Source organism: Catellatospora sp. KI3 (assembly GCF_029948125.1).
Classification (GTDB): domain Bacteria; phylum Actinomycetota; class Actinomycetes; order Mycobacteriales; family Micromonosporaceae; genus Catellatospora.
Genome location: NZ_JASAMB010000001.1, coordinates 421,183 through 437,284, shown reverse-complemented (window position 1 = coordinate 437,284; position 16,102 = coordinate 421,183). Strand labels below are relative to the sequence as shown.

Below are 16,102 nucleotides of genomic sequence, written 5' to 3'. Positions count from 1 at the left end.
CGGTTCGACGGTGTGTCGGAGGCACGGCTTCCTGATCAACTGGGTTGGGGAGCCGGGGTGGGGCCGAAGGTGCGGGGTTGGCCGGTGGCCTCCAGGACGGACATCCAGAGGTCGCCGGCCGGGTCGACCTGGTTGCGCTTGCTGATGGCCAGTTCGATCGGCACGTGTACGAAGCGGCCGCGCCACCGCCCCACCACCATCGCGGTGCGCCCGGCCATCGCCGCGTGCACGGCGGCGTGGGCCAGCCGGATGCAGTAGACGCTGTCGTACGGGTTGGCGGGCACGCTGCGGATGGCGTAGCTGGGGTCGATGTACTTGAGGTTGGCCTCCATGCCGTGCTGGGCGAAGTCGTCGGCGATGCGCTTGCGCAGGTACACGCCGATGTCGCGCAGCTTCGAGTTGCCGGACTTGTCCACCTGCGCCGGCTCGGAGTTCAGGTACTCCTGGCCGGCGCCCTCGGCCGCGACCACCACCGCGTGGCCGCGCGTACGCACCCGCCGCCGCAGGTGGGCCAGGAACCCGTCGTCCCCGTCGAGGGTGAACGGCACCTCCGGGACCAGCACGTAGTCGGCGTCGTTGTTGGCCAGCGCGGCGTAGCAGGCGATGAAGCCCGAGTGGCGGCCCATCACCTGCACCAGGCCGACGCCGTCGGGCACCGCCCGGGCCTCGACGTGCGCGCTGCGGATCGACTCGGTCGCCTTCGAGAACGCGGTCTGGAAGCCGAAACTCTGGTCGATGTACGGGATGTCGTTGTCGATCGTCTTCGGCACCCCGATGACGGCGATCTTCAGCCCGCGCTCCTTGACCACGTCGGCGATGCGCAGCGCCCCGCGCATCGAGCCGTCGCCGCCGATCACGAACAGCACGTTGATGCTCATCTGCTCCAGGCAGTCGACGATCTCGTACGAGTCCTGGCTGCCGCGCGACGTGCCGAGGATGGTGCCGCCGTACTCGTTGATGCCGCTGACGGACTCGGCGGTGAGGTCGATCGGCGGGTGGCCGTACTTGGCGATGAAGCCCTGGTAGCCGTTGCGGAAGCCGTAGATCTTGGTGACGCCGTAGTGCGAGGTCAGCTGGAGCACCAGGCCCCGGATGACGTCGTTGAGCCCGGGGCACAGGCCGCCGCAGGTCACGATGCCGACCCGGGTCTTGGACGGCTGGAAGAAGATCCTGCGGCGCGGGCCGCCCGGCTCGAAGCCCGGCAGCGCGTCGATCGGCAGGTCGCGGCCGGTCAGCATGCCCACGGTGTCGTCGAACAGCACCCGGTCGTCCTCGTTGACGTAGTGCTCGGTGGACGGCGCGCCGTCCAGCAGCGACGCCAGTGGCGAGTCCACCCGGCAGTCACCCAGCGTCCGTACCGCCAGATCCACACCCTCCGGCACCATCCGCACCAACCTCCTAGCCACCCGGAAGCCCCGCACGTTACCCCCGCCCCGTTACCACCTCCACCCCCCGCCCACCTCAACGAGGTGGGGGTGGGCCGGGGGCGGGGGGTTAGAAGAGGAGCCAGGTGGAGAAGAGGGTGCCCATGGGGAGGGCGATGGCCAGGGCGGTGGCGGTGTAGGGCCAGAGGATGAGGCGGGGGGAGAGGTGGCGCAGGAGGAGGACGGCGGGCAGCAGGAGGGTGTGCGAGCGGTACTGGGACACGCCCGGCCCGGCGACCAGCGGCCCGACGAACATGGCCAGGGCGTACAGGGCCAGGCCGACGTCGACGGGGGTGAGGGTGCCGCGCCGTGCCGCGAGGGCGGCGGCCGCCGCGCACAGCAGGACCAGGCCCAGTGACCAGTACAGCTCCGCGTCGGTGAACACGTACAGCACCCACAGCAGCTCCTGCCGCGGCTCCGGCACCGGGATCACCGCGGGCTGCGTGGCCAGCTGCCACAGCGAGGTCAGCGGGTTGTGGAACCCGTTGCCGTAGTGCCGCTGGATCATCAGGTACGCGTCCCAGTGCCCGACCGCCAGCTGGTACACCGCGAACACCGCGGCCAGGCCGAGCAGCGGCAGCCCGCACGCCAGCAGCGCCGCGCGCACCGCCTGCGGCCAGGTCAGCTCGCGCCGGTGCCGCAGCACCGCGACCGGGCCGAGGCCGAGCGCCGCGACCAGGATCCCCACCGGGTACGCCGCCGCGACCACCGCCCCGAGCAGGCCCGCCACCGCCCACCGCCGCGCGTGCAGCGCGACGACGCAGCACAGCAGCAGCGCGGCGGCCAGCGACATCGGGAACACCGCGTGCAGGTAGACCCCGCTGGGCAGCACCGTGGCCAGGGCCAGCACCGCCAGCGCCGTCCCGCGCGCCACGGCGGCGCGCCGCAGCAGCAGCCACAGCAGCGCCGCGGTGGCAAGCAGGCACACTTCGGTGATCAGCAGGCCCGCCTCGTACTCGCCGAAGCTCGTGATCGTGGTGATCACCTTGATCAGGCCGGGGTAGAGCGGGAACCAGCCCGCCGAGCCGCACCAGGCGTCGGGCGAGAACAGCGGGGCCAGGCCCGGGTCGTCGCGGCAGGGGAACAGGTCGTAGCCGCGCGAGGCGATCAGGGCGTACAGCCCGGAGTCGGCGCGCACCCGCCCGTCCACCGGCAGGTACGGCTCGCCCACCAGCCACCCGGCGACCGTGTAGAGCAGGTGCCCGACCAGGTACGACACCACCGGCGGCAGCACCGCCCAGGCGCGTGCCCGCCACTGCCGCCGCCGGTTCGGCGCTTCGGTGTCGGCGGGTACGCCGGAGCTGGTGACGACGGGGGTGGGGGCGGACATGGCGACCATCCTCCCCAACCCGCGCCACCTGCGTGGTCCCGGGGTGCGCGCTCAGCCGGGGCGCACCACCAGCCGGAAGCCCAGATGGCAGGTGGAGGTGTCGACGGCCTGCGGCATCCGGGCGGCGGGACGGTAGCGGCGGCAGTAGTTCGGCGCGCACAGGAACGAGCCGCCCTTGAGCACCCGCCGCGGGATGCGCACCCCGGGCAGGGCCGGGTCGTAGCTGTCCTGCTCGCGGGCGCCGCGCGGGTCGGCCGGGGCGCAGCACGCCTGGGCAGCCTGCTGGTACGGCCCGAACCAGTCCGAGGTCCACTCCCACACGTTGCCGATCATGTCGGACAGCCCGTACAGGTTCGGCGGGAACGAGCCGACGGGCGCGGTGTGCTCGTACCCGTCGGCGCACAGGTTGAGCACCGGGAACTCGCCCTGCCACACGTTGGCCAGGTGCACGCCGCCCGGGGTCAGCTCGTCGCCCCAGGCGTACTCGGGAGGCTCGGCGCGCCCGCCGCACGCGGCGAACTCCCACTCGGCCTCGGTCGGCAGGTCGCCCCCGGCCCAGCGGGCGTACGCGGCGACGTCGGCCCAGGCCACATGCACCACGGGGTGGTCGTCGAGCCCGTCGATCGAGGAGGTGGGGCCGTACGGGTGGCGCCAGTCCGCGCCCGGTACGAAGTGCCACCAGTTGCCGATGTCGCGCAGGTCGACGCGGCGTGACGGCTTGACGAACACCACCGAGGCGGGCACCAGCAGCGCCGGGTCGGCGCCGGGGTAGTCGGCGGCGTCCGGGGCGGTCTCGGCGAGCGTGACGTGCCCCGTCTCGCGTACGAACCGGGCGAACTCGGCGTTGGTCACCGTGCACCGGTCCATCCAGAACCCCGCGACCGTCACCGGATGCGCGGGCGCCTCCTCCGGGTAGTGCCGGTCGGAGCCCATCCGGAAGGTGCCGCCGGGGATCCACGCCATGCCCGGCCGGGGCGGTTCGCGGTAGCCGGCCTGCTGGTCGGCCGGGACGGCCGGGATGGTCAGCGTCGGGTCGTCGGGCTCGGGCAGGGCAGCGGCGTCGCCGGGGGCGACGCCGTTGACGGGCTTGTCGGCGGCCGTGCGGGTCACCTGGGCGCCGTTCCGGTCAGCTCCCGGGCCCGGTGGTTCAGCTCCCGGATGCGGAAGGCCATGATGAAGTCGGTGATGGCGCGGGTCAGCGCGATGACGCCGACCAGCACGATGAGCAGGCCGAACGACCGGGCGAAGCGGCCCGCCGCCCAGAAGCCCAGGATCATCTCGATGATGCCGATGATCAGGCCGAGCCACCAGCCGTCGTGCTCGCGTTTGGTCATGAACGCCAGCACGATGTCGGCGGCGCCCTTGAACAGCAGGTACCAGCCGATGAAGGCGGCCAGCCAGAACACGGTCTTGCCCGGGTTGATCCAGCAGATGAAGCCGGTGAACAGGAACAGGATGCCCAGCACGGCGTGCAGCCAGCGCCAGCCGGGCGCGTAGAACGCCTGGAACAGCTCGGCGACGGCGGCGACCAGGATGACGATGCCGGTCAGCGTGGCGATGGTGTTGATGCTGCGGGTGTTGAACGCCAGCACCCACCAGCTGATGATGATCCAGCACACGCCGGTGATCAGGAACAGCCACCAGGGCACCTTGGTGAGCTGGGCCAGCTCCTGCCCGTAGAGCGTCTCGCCGGGCCGGGGCCCGTCGATGCCGGTGTTGCCCGTGGTGGTGCTCATCCGGACCTCCCTGCGCAGAGTCGTTCGAACCACAGACTATGCACGGTATGCGTAGTTAGACGTCTTTTCCTGAATTAGTGCGATCATCGACCGCCGCTAGGCCATCGCGACGGCGCCACTCACCGCGACAGCGCTACGCCATCGCGGACAGCGCACCGGCCACCGCGAAGCCGAGCACCGTGAGCAGCCCCGTCGCCTTGCCGCCCTGCGCGTACGCCTCCGGGATCATCGAATCGGCGAGCATGGTCAGCACCGCCCCGGCCGCGAACGCCTCGGCGTAGGTCCCGTCCGCACTCGGCAGCAGCGTGACCACCGTGTACCCGACGGCGGCGGCCAGGGCGGACAGCCCGACGATGAGCCACCAGATCCGGTACGGCCGGTGCGGGCCGCCCCCGGTCGCGCCCATGGTGCTGGTCGCGCCCAGCGACTCGGGCAGGTTGGACAGGAACACGGCGGCCAGGAACGCCACCCCGACCGTGCCGCCCTGCGCCACGCTCATGCCCAGCACCATCGACTCCGGAATGCCGTCCAGCAGCGCGCCGAGCGCGATCGACCGCTGGGCCGAGCCCGCGCCGGGGCTGACGCGCCTGGTGACGGCCCGGTCGAGCCGGTAGAAGACGACCGCGCCCAGGCCGAAGGCGGCGAACAGCCAGGCGTCGGCGCCGAAGCCGCTCGGGATCAGCTCGTACGCGATGGCGGCGAGCAGTGCCCCGGCGCCGAAGCCCATGACCATGCCGACCGTGCCGCGCGGCGCCCGCCAGTGCAGCGCCAGCCACGCTCCGATGAGTAGCGACGACGCTCCGAACGCACCCCACGCCGCCGCCTCCAGTGCCCCCACGCAGCGTCAACGCGCCCACCGCCACTCCGGCTGCGGCTCTGCCCAATTTGCCCGAAACATGAGATCAAGTGATTTTCATCCCGCAATACTGGGCGAACGAGTGCCTTGCTCCTGCTGCACTTTCGGGGAAAGTGCGGCAATCGGCCCGGTCATTCATGCAGTTTCGGCGAAAGTGCAGCGTCCCCAACCGGAGGTGATCATGGCGCGCAAGCAGGCGGCTGGGGCCGCGGCTGGCCGGGCGCCCGCCGCGAAGGCGACCGCCAGGAAGACGTCGGCGGCCCAGAAGGCCCCGGCGGCGAAGAACGCCACGGCCGTGAAGAAGGCGTCCGCGACGAAGAAGGCCCCCGCCACGGCGGTGGTGTTCGAGCCACCCGTGGCCGCGGAGCGGGCCGCGACCAGGAAGGTCGCGGCCAAGAAGGCGGCCGCCGCGGCGGGCTCCGCCCCGGCGCCCCGGAAGAGGGCCGCGTCAGGCCCCGCCCCGAGCGCCCCGGCGAAGAAGGGCGCGGCCAAGGCGGTCAAAGCGGCCAAGACCGCGCCACGCGAGGCGGCCGGCGACCGGGGCACGTCCGCGAGCCAGCCGAACATCCTGGTCATCTGGGGCGACGACATCGGCATCACCAACCTGAGCTGCTACAGCGACGGGCTGATGGGCTACCGCACGCCCAACATCGACCGCCTCGCCGACGAGGGCGTCCGCTTCACCGACTACTACGGCGAGCAGAGCTGCACCGCGGGCCGGGCCGCGTTCATCACCGGCCAGTCCGTGTTCCGCACCGGCCTGTCCAAGGTCGGCGTACCAGGTGCGGACCTGGGCATCCGCAAGGAGGACCCGACCATCGCGGAGGCGCTCAAGCCGCTCGGGTACGCCACCGGCCAGTTCGGCAAGAACCACTTCGGCGACAAGGACGAGTTCCTGCCGACCCTGCACGGCTTCGACGAGTTCTTCGGCAACCTGTACCACCTCAACGCCGAGGAGGAGCCGGAGCAGGACGACTACCCGAACCCGAACGACTTCCCGAACTTCCGGCGCAACTTCGGCCCGCGCGGCGTGCTGCACTGCTGGGCGAACCCGGACGGCACCCAGCGGATCGAGGACACCGGCCCGCTCACCCGCAAGCGGATGGAGACCATCGACGACGAGGTGCTGGCCCACGCCACCGACTTCATCGAGCGGCAGGCGGCCGCCGACACGCCGTTCTTCATGTGGTTCAACACCACGCACATGCACTTCAAGACCCATCCGCGCCGGGAGATCAAGGGGCAGGCGGGCCGGTGGCAGTCGGACTACCACGACGTCATGGTCGACCACGACCGGCTGGTCGGCGAGCTGCTGGCGGTGCTGGACCGGCTGGGCCTCACCGACGACACGATCGTCATGTACAGCACCGACAACGGTCCGCACATGAACACCTGGCCGGACGGCGGCATGACGCCGTTCCGCAACGAGAAGAACTCCAACTGGGAGGGCGCCTACCGGGTGCCGTCGATCCTGCGCTGGCCCGGCCGCATCCGCCCCGGCTGGGTGGCCAACGACATCGTCGCCCACCTGGACATGTTCCCGACCCTGCTGGCCGCCGCAGGTGACCCGGACGTGGTCGAGCGGCTGAAGGCGGGCACGGAGTTCGCGGGCAAGCCGTTCAAGGTCCACCTGGACGGTTACAACGCGCTGCCGTACCTGACCGGGGAAGAGGAGGAGTCGCCCCGCGACGGCTTCTTCTACTTCTCCGACGACGGCGACCTGACCGCCGTGCGGTTCGACAACTGGAAGCTGGTCTTCATGGAGCAGCGAGCCCAGGGCACGCTGCGGATCTGGGCCGAGCCGTTCGTCGCGCTGCGGGTGCCGAAGATATTCAACCTGCGTACCGACCCGTTCGAACGGGCCGACATCACCTCCAACAGCTACTACACCTGGCTGCTGGACCGGGCGTACATGGTGGCGGCGTCGCAGAAGATCGTGGCCGAGTTCCTCGCCTCGTTCCGCGAGTTCCCGCCGCGGCAGGAGGCGGCGAGCTTCACCGTCGACCAGGTCATGAAGAAGATGCTGGAAGGCATCGGGAGCCACTGATGATCGATCTGCTGCCGTCGTGGCGGCCCGGGCCGACCCGCGACGCGATCGAGGCATTCCTCGCCGCGTCGCGGGACCTGCCCGTAGCCCAGCGCGTCGCCGTGCTCGACAACGACGGCACGCTCTGGTGCGAGAAACCGGGCTACGTCCAGTACGACTTCCTCGTCGCCCAGCTGCACGACGCCGTGGCCGCCGACCCGGCCAGGGCGGACCGTCCCGAATACCGGGCGCTGCTGAACGACGACAAGACGGCGCTGGGTGAACTGGGCCTGCAGCGGGTGGCGATGGCGCTGCTCGAACTGTGCGCGGGCCTGACCCCGGAGGAGTTCACCGACCGGGTGCACCGGTTCATGGCCACGGCGACGCACCCGCGGGGCGTGCGCTACCCGAAGCTGGTCTACCAGCCGATGCGGGAGCTGCTCGGCGCGCTGCGGGCGCACGAGTTCTCCGTGTTCGTGGTCACCGGCGGCGGCACCGAGTTCGTTCGGGCGGTCAGCGCGCAGCTCTACGGCGTCGCGCCCGACGACGTGGTCGGCACGCTGGTGGAGTACCACTACGCCGAGCACGACGGGCACCCCGCGCTGGAGCGCACCGCCGAGGCGTACGGCGAGGTCAACGAGGGTCCGGCCAAGGTCGAGCACATCCAGACCCAGCTCGGGCGGCGGCCGGTGTTCGCCGCGGGCAACTCCGGCGGCGACCGGCAGATGCTGGAGTACGCCGCCGCGGCGGGCCCGCCCAGCCTGGCGCTGCTGCTCGACCACGACGACGCCGAGCGCGAGTACGCGTACACCTCGAAAGCCGTCTCCTTCGCCGAGGACGAGCCGATCACCGACGTGGCCCGGCGCGAGGGCTGGACGGTGGTCAGCATGCGCGCCGACTGGACGCAGATCTTCGCCCCTGACCGCTAACCTCGCCCCATGCGGTACGACCTGTTGCTGGCCGGCGGACGCGTGCTCGACCCCGGCGGCGGCCACGCCGGTGTCCTCGACGTCGGCATCCGCGCCGGGCTGATCGCCGAGGTCGGCCCCGGCCTGCCCCGCGAGGCGGCCCGCGAGGTCGTCGACGCGGCCGGCCGCCTGGTCACCCCGGGCCTGGTCGACCTGCACACGCACGTCTTCGGCGGCGCCACGTACTGGGGCATCGACCCCGCCCCGACCGCCTGGTGCTCCGGGGTCACCACCTGGGTCGACGCCGGTTCGGCGGGCGCCTACACGCTCGACGCGCTGCGCACCGCCGTCGCCGCCCACCGGGTACGCGTGCCGGTCCTGCTCAACATCGCCGGGCCGGGCCTGGCCGCCGCCACCGGCGAGGCCCGCGACCTCGACAACTGCGACCCCGACCTGGCCGTCCGCACGGTCGAGGCCAACCGCGACCTGGTCGTCGGCATCAAGGCGCGCATCGACCACAACGCCGTCGGCCCGAGCGGACTCGAACCGCTGCGCCGCGCGCTGGCCGTCGGCAGGGCCTGCGGCGTACCGGTGATGGTGCACATCGGCGTGCCCCCGCCCACCGTCGGCGAGCTGCTGCCGCTGCTGCGCCCCGGCGACATCGTCACCCACTGCGCCAGCGGTTTCGCCAACGACGCCGCCGCCCTGGACCCCGCCCTGCGCGCCGCGTACGACCGGGGCGTGCTGTTCGACGTCGGGCACGGGGCCGGCGGGTTCGCCTTCGACGTAGTGGAGGCGCAGCTCGCGGCCGGGATGCCGCCGCACACCATCTCCACCGACCTGCACGGGCGCTCGCAGCATGGACCGGTGTTCGACCTGCCGACCACGATGGCCAAGCTGCTCGCCGTCGGGATGAGCCTGGAGCAGGTGGTCGAGGCGACCACGATCGCCCCGGCGCGCGCCCTCGCGCTGCCGCCGGGCACCGGCACCCTGCGCCCCGGCGCGCCCGCCGACGTCGCCGTCTTCACCGTCGAGCAGGGCGCGTTCGAGCTGGCCGACGTACACGACCAGCGGCGCACCGCCCCGCTGCGGCTGCGCAACGAGGCGACCTACCTGGGCGGACGGCTGCTGCCCCCGGCCCTGCCCGCCGCCCCGGCGCCGTGGATCCCGCTCACCGACGCGCAGCGGGCTGCGCTTACCGCACGTGAGCGGGCGGTCCGGGAGCTGCTCAACGTCCCGCTGGTCGCCCCGGACGCCCTCACCCCCCAGTTCCCGAGGTAAGGAAGGGCCCCTTCTTATCGCTTTCCGTAGTAGAGGGGCCCCTTCCCAACCGCCGTCCAATGCGCGGCGGGCGGAGGTTACCGGAGGTGGCGGCCGGGTGAGCGGGATTTGCGGTAGTTCGTGGTGTTCAGCCGGGCGGCGCGCAGAATGGACGTCTTGGGGCTGGCTCTCCCAGCCGGCGCCCTGGCCCCGTGAGGAGGACGTCATGCGACGCCTCTGCAGTAGAGCCGCCATCCTCGCCACCACCGCCCTGGCGGCCGCGACCCTGGCCGCCGCCCCGGCCGCCGCCGTCCCGGGCAGCGCTGAGCCCACCCCGGCAGTCTGCGTGAAGACGGCCAAGACGGTGGAGGACGGCCTGACCGACTTCGCCGCGGAGCTGTCCGACGTCACCCAGGCCGCCGACTCCGGTGACCTCAGCGGTGCGGAGAAGTCCGTGCGCAAGGCCGGTGACGCGCTGGTCGCGCTCGCCGAGGACCTGCGCAAGGACGCGGCCGGCGCCGACGCCGCCGACGTACGCAAGACGCTGGGCGAGCTCGCCGACGAGTTCGAGACCCAGGGCAAGCAGCTCGACACGCTCAAGGACCTGCAGGAGCTGGACGTCTCTCGCATCGACGAGCTGTCCGACCAGATGATCGCCATCTGCGGCGCCCTGGCCACGCCGACGCCCGCGCGCACCTCCTGACCGTCCCACCGCCCGAGTCGTGCCGCACGCGGTACCGCTCTAGCATCGTCGCGTGCCGCCTCGCCCTCTGCCGCGTCTGCTGCTCGTCCTCGCCACGGCGTCCGCCCTGGCCGGATGCGATTCCGCGCCCGAAGCCGCCCCGGGCTGGGTGCCCGCGCCGGGCGCCGCCGTCCCGAGCGCCGCGCCGTCCGCCGCCGCGGTGAGCCCTTCCCCGTCCCGGCCCCCGTTCGCGCCGGGCAACCCGAAGGGCGGGGCGCCGGTGCCGGCCGAGGCGCGGGCGGTCGACACCTCGCGTCCGAACCGGGTCGTCGGCACCGGGACCCCGGCCAGCTGCACCTCGCAGGCCGTGGTGAAGGCGGTCGCGGCCGGGGGCGTGATCACGTTCGACTGCGGCCCGGCGCCGGTGACGATCACGATGACCGCCACCGCGAAGATCCGCAACGGCCACGGTCCGCGCATCGTGCTCGACGGCGGCGGCCTGGTCACCCTGAGCGGCGGCGGCAAACGGCGGATCCTGTACATGAACACCTGCGACCAGGCGCAGGGCTGGACCACCTCGCACTGCCAGGACCAGGACCACCCGCAGCTCACGGTGCAGAACCTGACCTTCGCCGACGGCGACTCCACCGGCGAGACGGCCGAGGGCGGCGGCGGTGGCGCCATCTTCGTACGCGGCGGACGGTTCAAGATCGTTAACTCGCGGTTCGTCCGCAACCGCTGCGACGGCACCGGCCCGGACCTCGGCGGCGCCGCGGTGCGGGTGCTCAGCCAGTTCCACAACCAGCCCGTGTACGTCGTGAACAGCACCTTCGGCGGGGCCAAGGGCCTGGGCGGCAGCTGCGCCAACGGCGGCGCGCTGAGCAGCATCGGCGTCTCGTGGACCGTGCTGAACAGCGTCTTCAGCCACAACTCGGCGATCGGCCGCGGCGCCAATCCGGCCCGCTCGGGCACCCCGGGCGGCGGCAGCGGCGGCGCGATCTACGCCGACGGGAACCTGTTCACCATCCGGGTGGCGGGGACGGTCATCGAGGACAACCACGCCCGCGAGGGCGGCGGCGCGATCTTCTTCGTCAGCAACGACCGTACCGGCACGCTGCGCATCGAGCACTCGACGCTGCGCCGCAACCCCAGCGACGGGTTCGAGACCCGGGGTTTCCCGGGCATCTTCTTCCTCGGTGCCCGCCCGCCGACGGTGATTCGGTGACCGGACGGGCCGCGCCGGACAGCCTGTATGCTGCAAGGCGCCTGGCAGGCACCTCGCGAGATCGGTTCATGATCGGCTGACGGTGCGGCCGGCGCGGACAGCTGATGCAGCCGAGCGGTGCGGGAGCCTGAGAACCATGTCGAACGAGATCCTTCTGGTGACCGGCGGTGCCGGCTTCGTGGGCAGCCACCTCATCCGCGAACTGCTGGCCACCCGCCCGGACGCCCACATCGTCTCGATCGACAACTACTTCACCGGCGCCAAGGCCAACGAGGTCGCCGACGCCCGGGTGACGTACATCGAGGGCAACACGATCGACGTCGCCAAGATCTGGGCCGAGCACGGCTTCGCCTCGCCCCGGCAGGTCTTCCACCTCGGTGAGTACGCCCGGATCGTGCAGTCGTTCGCCGAGTTCGACCGCACCTGGGAGTACAACAGCCGCGGCACCAAGGAAGTGATCATGTTCTGCGCCGAGCACGGCGCGCGCCTGGTCTACTCCGCGTCCAGCTCGAAGTTCGGCAACGAGGGCAAGGACGAGCACCTCAACCCGTACGCGTGGACCAAGGCCAAGAACGTCGAGCTGATCAAGAACTACGGCGACTGGTACGGCCTCGACTACGTCATCACGTACTTCTACAACGCGTACGGCCCCGGCCAGATCACCCACGGCACCTACGCCACCGTGATCGGCATCTTCGAGCGCCAGTACCTGGAGGGCAAGCCGCTGACCGTGGTCTCGCCCGGCACCCAGACCCGTGACTTCACCCACATCTCCGACATCGTCGCCGGCGTGCTCGCCGCCGCCGAGGGCGGCAAGGGCGACGGCTACCTGCTGGGCACCGGCCGCGAGTGGCCGATCCTCGAGGTCGCGAACCTGTTCGGCACCGAGGTCGAGCTGATCCCGGCCCTGCCCGGCGAGCGCACCAAGGGCCGCGCCGACAACGCCAAGGCCCGCGGCCTCGGCTGGGAGCCGAAGGTCGTGCTCAGCGAGTACATCGCCGACTTCGTCGCCCGGCACCCGCGCGCCTGATCGGCGGCTACCGTAGGGCCATGCCCGACCCCCAGGCCGTCACCCGCGCCACCTACGACCACATCGCCTCCGCGTACGCCCAGCAGCTGGGCGGCGTCGACGGCATGGCGCCCGACCGGGAGCGCTTCGCCGCCGCGCTGCGCCCCGGGGCGCTGGTCGCCGACATCGGCTGCGGCCCCGCGCACCACGTCCGCGCGCTGCGCGAGCTGGGCCTGCGCGTGGTCGGGCTGGACCTGTCCGAAGGGCAGCTGCGCGCCTCCGGCGGCGTGCCGGGGCTGGTCCAGGCCGACATGCTGGAGCTGCCGTTCGCCGACGGCGCGGTGGACGGGATCTGGGCCATCGCGTCGCTGCTGCACCTGCCGCGCGAGGCGGCCCCGCGCGCGATCGCGGAGTTCGCCCGGGTGCTGAACTCGGATGGGCAGATGTGGCTGACGGTGGCCGAGGGCGAGGGCGAGGGCTTCGAGCCGTCGCACTACGACGACAGCCGCGCGCCGCGCTGGTTCAGCTACTACAGCGAGCGGGAGCTGCTCGGCTGGCTGGAGTCGGTCGACTTCGAGGTGCTCTGGACCCGGCGCGGCCAGACCCACCGCTCCTGGCTGTCCCTGCACTGCCGCCGTGCCTGACCCGACCGGTTGGGAAGGGGCCCTTCCACTACGGAAAGCGATGGGAAGGGCCCCTTCCTTACGCCGTCACCAGGCGGCGTTGAGGAGGTCGGTGGCGGACTGCTGGCGGGCGGCGTCGGTGCTGTCGAGCGGGCCGGCCCAGCGCAGGCCGTACGCGTCGAGCGGGTTGCGGTCGGCGGCGTACGCGGTGTCGGCGTTGCGGCGCAGGTAGGGCAGGTAGGGGCGGCCCGGCAGGGCGAGGTCCAGCTTGACCAGGCCCCGCGCGAAGACGCCCTTGAAGGTCGGGCCGTCGGCGCCGCAGTTGGGTTCGCACGGTTCGCGCAGGATGCCGTTGACGTTGAGTGACGAGGACGTGGTCGCCGCGTCGGCGGTGCGGCGGGCGGCGGTGAGCAGGGCGGCGTCCCCGGTGGCCCGGTTCAGCTCGGTCAGCCCCGCGATCAGGACCCCCTGGTTGTACGACCACGCCGTCGACCCGTTGTTGCGGCAGGTCGACAGGCTGATCCCGTCGTTGACCAGCCCGGACGAGTTGACCAGGCCGGTGTTCTGGATCCAGGTCCAGGTGCTGCGGGCCCGCTGGAGGTACACCGTGTCGCCCGGGACGCGGTTGTGCAGCGCGGCGTTGAGCTGCAGGAACAGGCTGTTGGCGATGGCGGCCTTGTAAGTGCGCGCGGTGCTCCACCAGATGCCGCCCCCGCAGGTGCCGTCCCAGTAGGAGTTCATGAAGTCGGCGTCGAAGCGGGCGGTGTTGAGGTAGCGGCTGTCGCCGGTCGCGTCGTACGCGGCGACCCAGGCCAGCCCCCACCACCCGGTGTCGTCGAGGTAGTCGTTGGTGAAGTTGCCCCGGTTCTTCCCGAGGTTCTTGTCGTAGGTGTTCGCGATGGCGTACCGGTAGCTGGGCATGCCGGTCACCCGGATGCCGTCGATGACGGCGGTGAGCGCGTTGGCGCTGTTCCACCAGCCCGTGGTGTCGAACAGGCCGGTGCCCCGGTTGTAGGACATCATCAGCGCCGTCGCGGCGGCGGTGGCCCGGTTGCCCGCGTTCCAGGTGGTACGCGCCCAGGGCGTGCACGCCACCTCGGGGCGGTCGCCCGCCTTGCCGCAGGCCCGCAGGGCGCCGACGCCCTGGTTGGCCCAGTCGTCCACGTTGTACATCAGCGTCCGCCAGGAGCGCTGGCCGGTCGGGATCGCGGTGTCGCCGAGCCTGCTGTCCGCCGTGGTGCGGCCGCCGTTCATGGAACGGTCCAGCCACACCTGGTCGCCGGGGTTGCCGTTGGCGATGCTCGCCCAGCCCATGGCGTCGGCGTCGTCGAAGTGGAGCACGACGGAGCGACCCCAGACGCTCGCGCTCACCGGTTGCCGGTCGCCCGGCGACAGGCCGGGGTCACGGGCGTCGCAGTACCTGTTGCAGATCGTCGCGGCCCACGCCGCACCCGGCGCGCCGAGCACCGCCACGGCCGCCAGCAGCCCCGCCACCAGGGCGGTCCGAAATCTTCGCATGACTCTCTCCTGAAGGGACGGATCAGGGAAAGAGCGCTCTCTCGGATACGGTAGAGACGGTCGGCATCGCTATACAAGGTTTTCGATATGCCAGATCAGCGGTAGCCGAACATCTGCGTCCAGTAGTAGCGGTATGTCCCGCCGGTGCCCCGGCCCACGCCCATCGCCTTCGACGAGCAGTTCAGGATGTTGGCGCGGTGCCCCTTGGAGTTCATCCACTGCTGCATCGTCGCCTTGGCGGTCGCGTTGCCCGCCGCGATGTTCTCCGCCGACGGCGTGGTGTACCCCTGCGCCTTGGCCCGGTCCCACGGCGATACCCCTTCCGGGGTGTCGTGCGAGAAGTAGTCCCGCTTCGCCATGTCCTCGCTGTGCAGCCGCGCCGCCTTGGCCAGCCGCGCGTCGGCGTGCACCGGGCCGCAGCCGACCTTCTTGCGCTCGGCGTTGACCAGGACGAGGATCTGCTCCTCCAGCGTCTGCGGCGCCCGCGCCGTCGGTCTGGGCGACGCCGAGGCCGACGCGGACACCGACGGCCCGGCCGAGGGCGAGCCCGAGGGCACCGCCGAGCTCGACGGAGACGCGCCGGTCGGGGCCGTCGCCGACGGGTCGGGCGACGCCGCCACGCCGCCCCGCGGCCGCGCCCCCACGCCGTCCAGCTCGCCGCCGCCCGGCGGCATCAGCGCGTACACCCCGGTGGCCAGCACCGACACGGCCGTGACCACGCCGGCCAGCCGCAGCGCCCACCGGCGCCCGGCGCCACCCCCGGACCGGGCCATGCCCGCGGTGAACAGCAGCCCCAGCACCGCGTACGCGCTGACCTTGGTGCGCAGGCGGCGGCAGTGCTCGCACTGGTTGATGTGCCGGTCCACCCGGCCGCGCTCGCGGGCGTTCAACCGCCGGTGACCCGGCGCGATCGCGTCCAGCCCCGCGCAGCGCCCGTGCTGCCGCGCCACCAGCATGGTGCGCACCGCGCTGCCCAGCGCCTTGCGCGAGCGGTGCACCAGCACCGCCGCGTGCGTCGGGCCGACGCCCAGCACCTCGCCGACCTCGCGGCTGGACAGGTCCCAGCGCAGCGTCAGCTCCAGCACCGCGCGCTGGCGCGGCTCCAGCGCGTGCGCGGCGTTCCAGACCAGCTCGTACGCCTCGCGCTGCTCGGCCGCGGCCTCCGGCCGCCGGCCCCGGTCGTCGTCGGCGAGCAGCTCCTCCGGCAGCGGCCCCGGCGACACCCGCCCCGCCGCCGACATCGCCCGCCGGTACGCGATGGAGAACAGCCACGTCTTCAACGCGGCCGGGTCGCGCAGCTTGTCCAGGTCGCGCCAGGCGACCAGGAACGTCTCCTGCACCACGTCCTCGGCCAGGTGCACGTCGCCGACCTGGCGGACGACGAAGCCGAGCAGCCCCGGCCGGTACTGCCGGTAGAGCCGGTCGAAGGCGTCCCGGTCGCCCGCGATCGCGCCCCGGGCCAGCGATGTGTCCGACCGCATGACAGCCTCCTGGTAGAGCGGTGA

At 72.2% G+C, this 16,102-nt stretch carries 14 protein-coding genes; 7 read left to right on the top strand and 7 right to left on the bottom strand.

What is annotated here, in order from left to right; translation table 11 throughout:
- Nucleotides 1–35 precede the first annotated feature (35 nt).
- The 5 genes from QEZ54_RS02020 to QEZ54_RS02000 all read right to left on the bottom strand — a co-directional run bounded on the left by QEZ54_RS02020 (nt 36) and on the right by QEZ54_RS02000 (nt 5,328).
- Nucleotides 36–1,385, bottom strand: coding sequence for an ATP-dependent 6-phosphofructokinase (locus tag QEZ54_RS02020; protein WP_281302700.1), 1,350 nt, complete (start codon nt 1,383–1,385; stop codon nt 36–38).
- Between the two features lie 109 nt (nt 1,386–1,494).
- A complete protein-coding gene (locus QEZ54_RS02015) occupies nt 1,495–2,754 on the bottom strand; it encodes a hypothetical protein (protein ID WP_281302699.1) in 1,260 nt (419 codons plus the stop codon).
- 51 nt (nt 2,755–2,805) lie between these two features.
- The gene (locus QEZ54_RS02010; RefSeq protein WP_281303018.1) at nt 2,806–3,717 is read right to left on the bottom strand and encodes a formylglycine-generating enzyme family protein; all 912 of its coding nucleotides are present in this window, start codon (nt 3,715–3,717) and stop codon (nt 2,806–2,808) included.
- Nucleotides 3,718–3,860: 143 nt separating this feature from the next.
- On the bottom strand, nt 3,861–4,490 hold the full coding sequence (locus tag QEZ54_RS02005; RefSeq protein WP_281302698.1) for a DUF308 domain-containing protein: 630 nt from the start codon (nt 4,488–4,490) through the stop codon (nt 3,861–3,863).
- Between the two features lie 133 nt (nt 4,491–4,623).
- Nucleotides 4,624–5,328 (bottom strand): hypothetical protein, encoded by a 705-nt coding sequence (locus QEZ54_RS02000; protein WP_281302697.1) that lies wholly within the window; start codon nt 5,326–5,328, stop codon nt 4,624–4,626.
- Between the two features lie 199 nt (nt 5,329–5,527).
- On the opposite strand from QEZ54_RS02000, the gene QEZ54_RS01995 reads away from it, so the two are divergent.
- From QEZ54_RS01995 to QEZ54_RS01965, 7 genes are all read left to right on the top strand, one after another.
- Nucleotides 5,528–7,393, top strand: a complete 1,866-nt coding sequence (locus QEZ54_RS01995; RefSeq protein WP_281302696.1) for an arylsulfatase — start codon at nt 5,528–5,530, stop codon at nt 7,391–7,393.
- Nucleotides 7,393–8,301 carry an HAD family hydrolase gene (locus tag QEZ54_RS01990; RefSeq protein ID WP_281302695.1) on the top strand — a complete coding sequence of 303 codons (909 nt, stop codon included), beginning with the start codon at nt 7,393–7,395 and terminating at the stop codon, nt 8,299–8,301. Before QEZ54_RS01995 ends, QEZ54_RS01990 begins: the two co-directional genes overlap by 1 nt.
- A gap of 9 nt (nt 8,302–8,310) precedes the next feature.
- Nucleotides 8,311–9,561, top strand: coding sequence for an amidohydrolase/deacetylase family metallohydrolase (locus tag QEZ54_RS01985; protein ID WP_281302694.1), 1,251 nt, complete (start codon nt 8,311–8,313; stop codon nt 9,559–9,561).
- A 205-nt stretch (nt 9,562–9,766) separates the two neighbouring features.
- On the top strand, nt 9,767–10,243 hold the full coding sequence (locus QEZ54_RS01980) for a hypothetical protein (RefSeq protein ID WP_281302693.1): 477 nt from the start codon (nt 9,767–9,769) through the stop codon (nt 10,241–10,243).
- A gap of 52 nt (nt 10,244–10,295) precedes the next feature.
- Nucleotides 10,296–11,447: a hypothetical protein gene (locus tag QEZ54_RS01975; protein ID WP_281302692.1), complete on the top strand. Its 1,152-nt coding sequence runs from the start codon at nt 10,296–10,298 to the stop codon at nt 11,445–11,447.
- Nucleotides 11,448–11,583: 136 nt separating this feature from the next.
- A complete protein-coding gene (locus QEZ54_RS01970; RefSeq protein ID WP_281302691.1) occupies nt 11,584–12,477 on the top strand; it encodes an NAD-dependent epimerase/dehydratase family protein in 894 nt (297 codons plus the stop codon).
- A 20-nt stretch (nt 12,478–12,497) separates the two neighbouring features.
- Nucleotides 12,498–13,100, top strand: coding sequence for a class I SAM-dependent methyltransferase (locus QEZ54_RS01965; protein WP_281302690.1), 603 nt, complete (start codon nt 12,498–12,500; stop codon nt 13,098–13,100).
- Between the two features lie 66 nt (nt 13,101–13,166).
- Here the strand turns inward: QEZ54_RS01965 and QEZ54_RS01960 are convergent, their stop codons facing one another.
- Nucleotides 13,167–14,597 carry a glycoside hydrolase family 76 protein gene (locus tag QEZ54_RS01960; protein WP_281302689.1) on the bottom strand — a complete coding sequence of 477 codons (1,431 nt, stop codon included), beginning with the start codon at nt 14,595–14,597 and terminating at the stop codon, nt 13,167–13,169.
- A gap of 95 nt (nt 14,598–14,692) precedes the next feature.
- A complete protein-coding gene (locus QEZ54_RS01955; protein WP_281302688.1) occupies nt 14,693–16,078 on the bottom strand; it encodes a sigma-70 family RNA polymerase sigma factor in 1,386 nt (461 codons plus the stop codon).
- Nucleotides 16,079–16,102 lie beyond the last annotated feature (24 nt).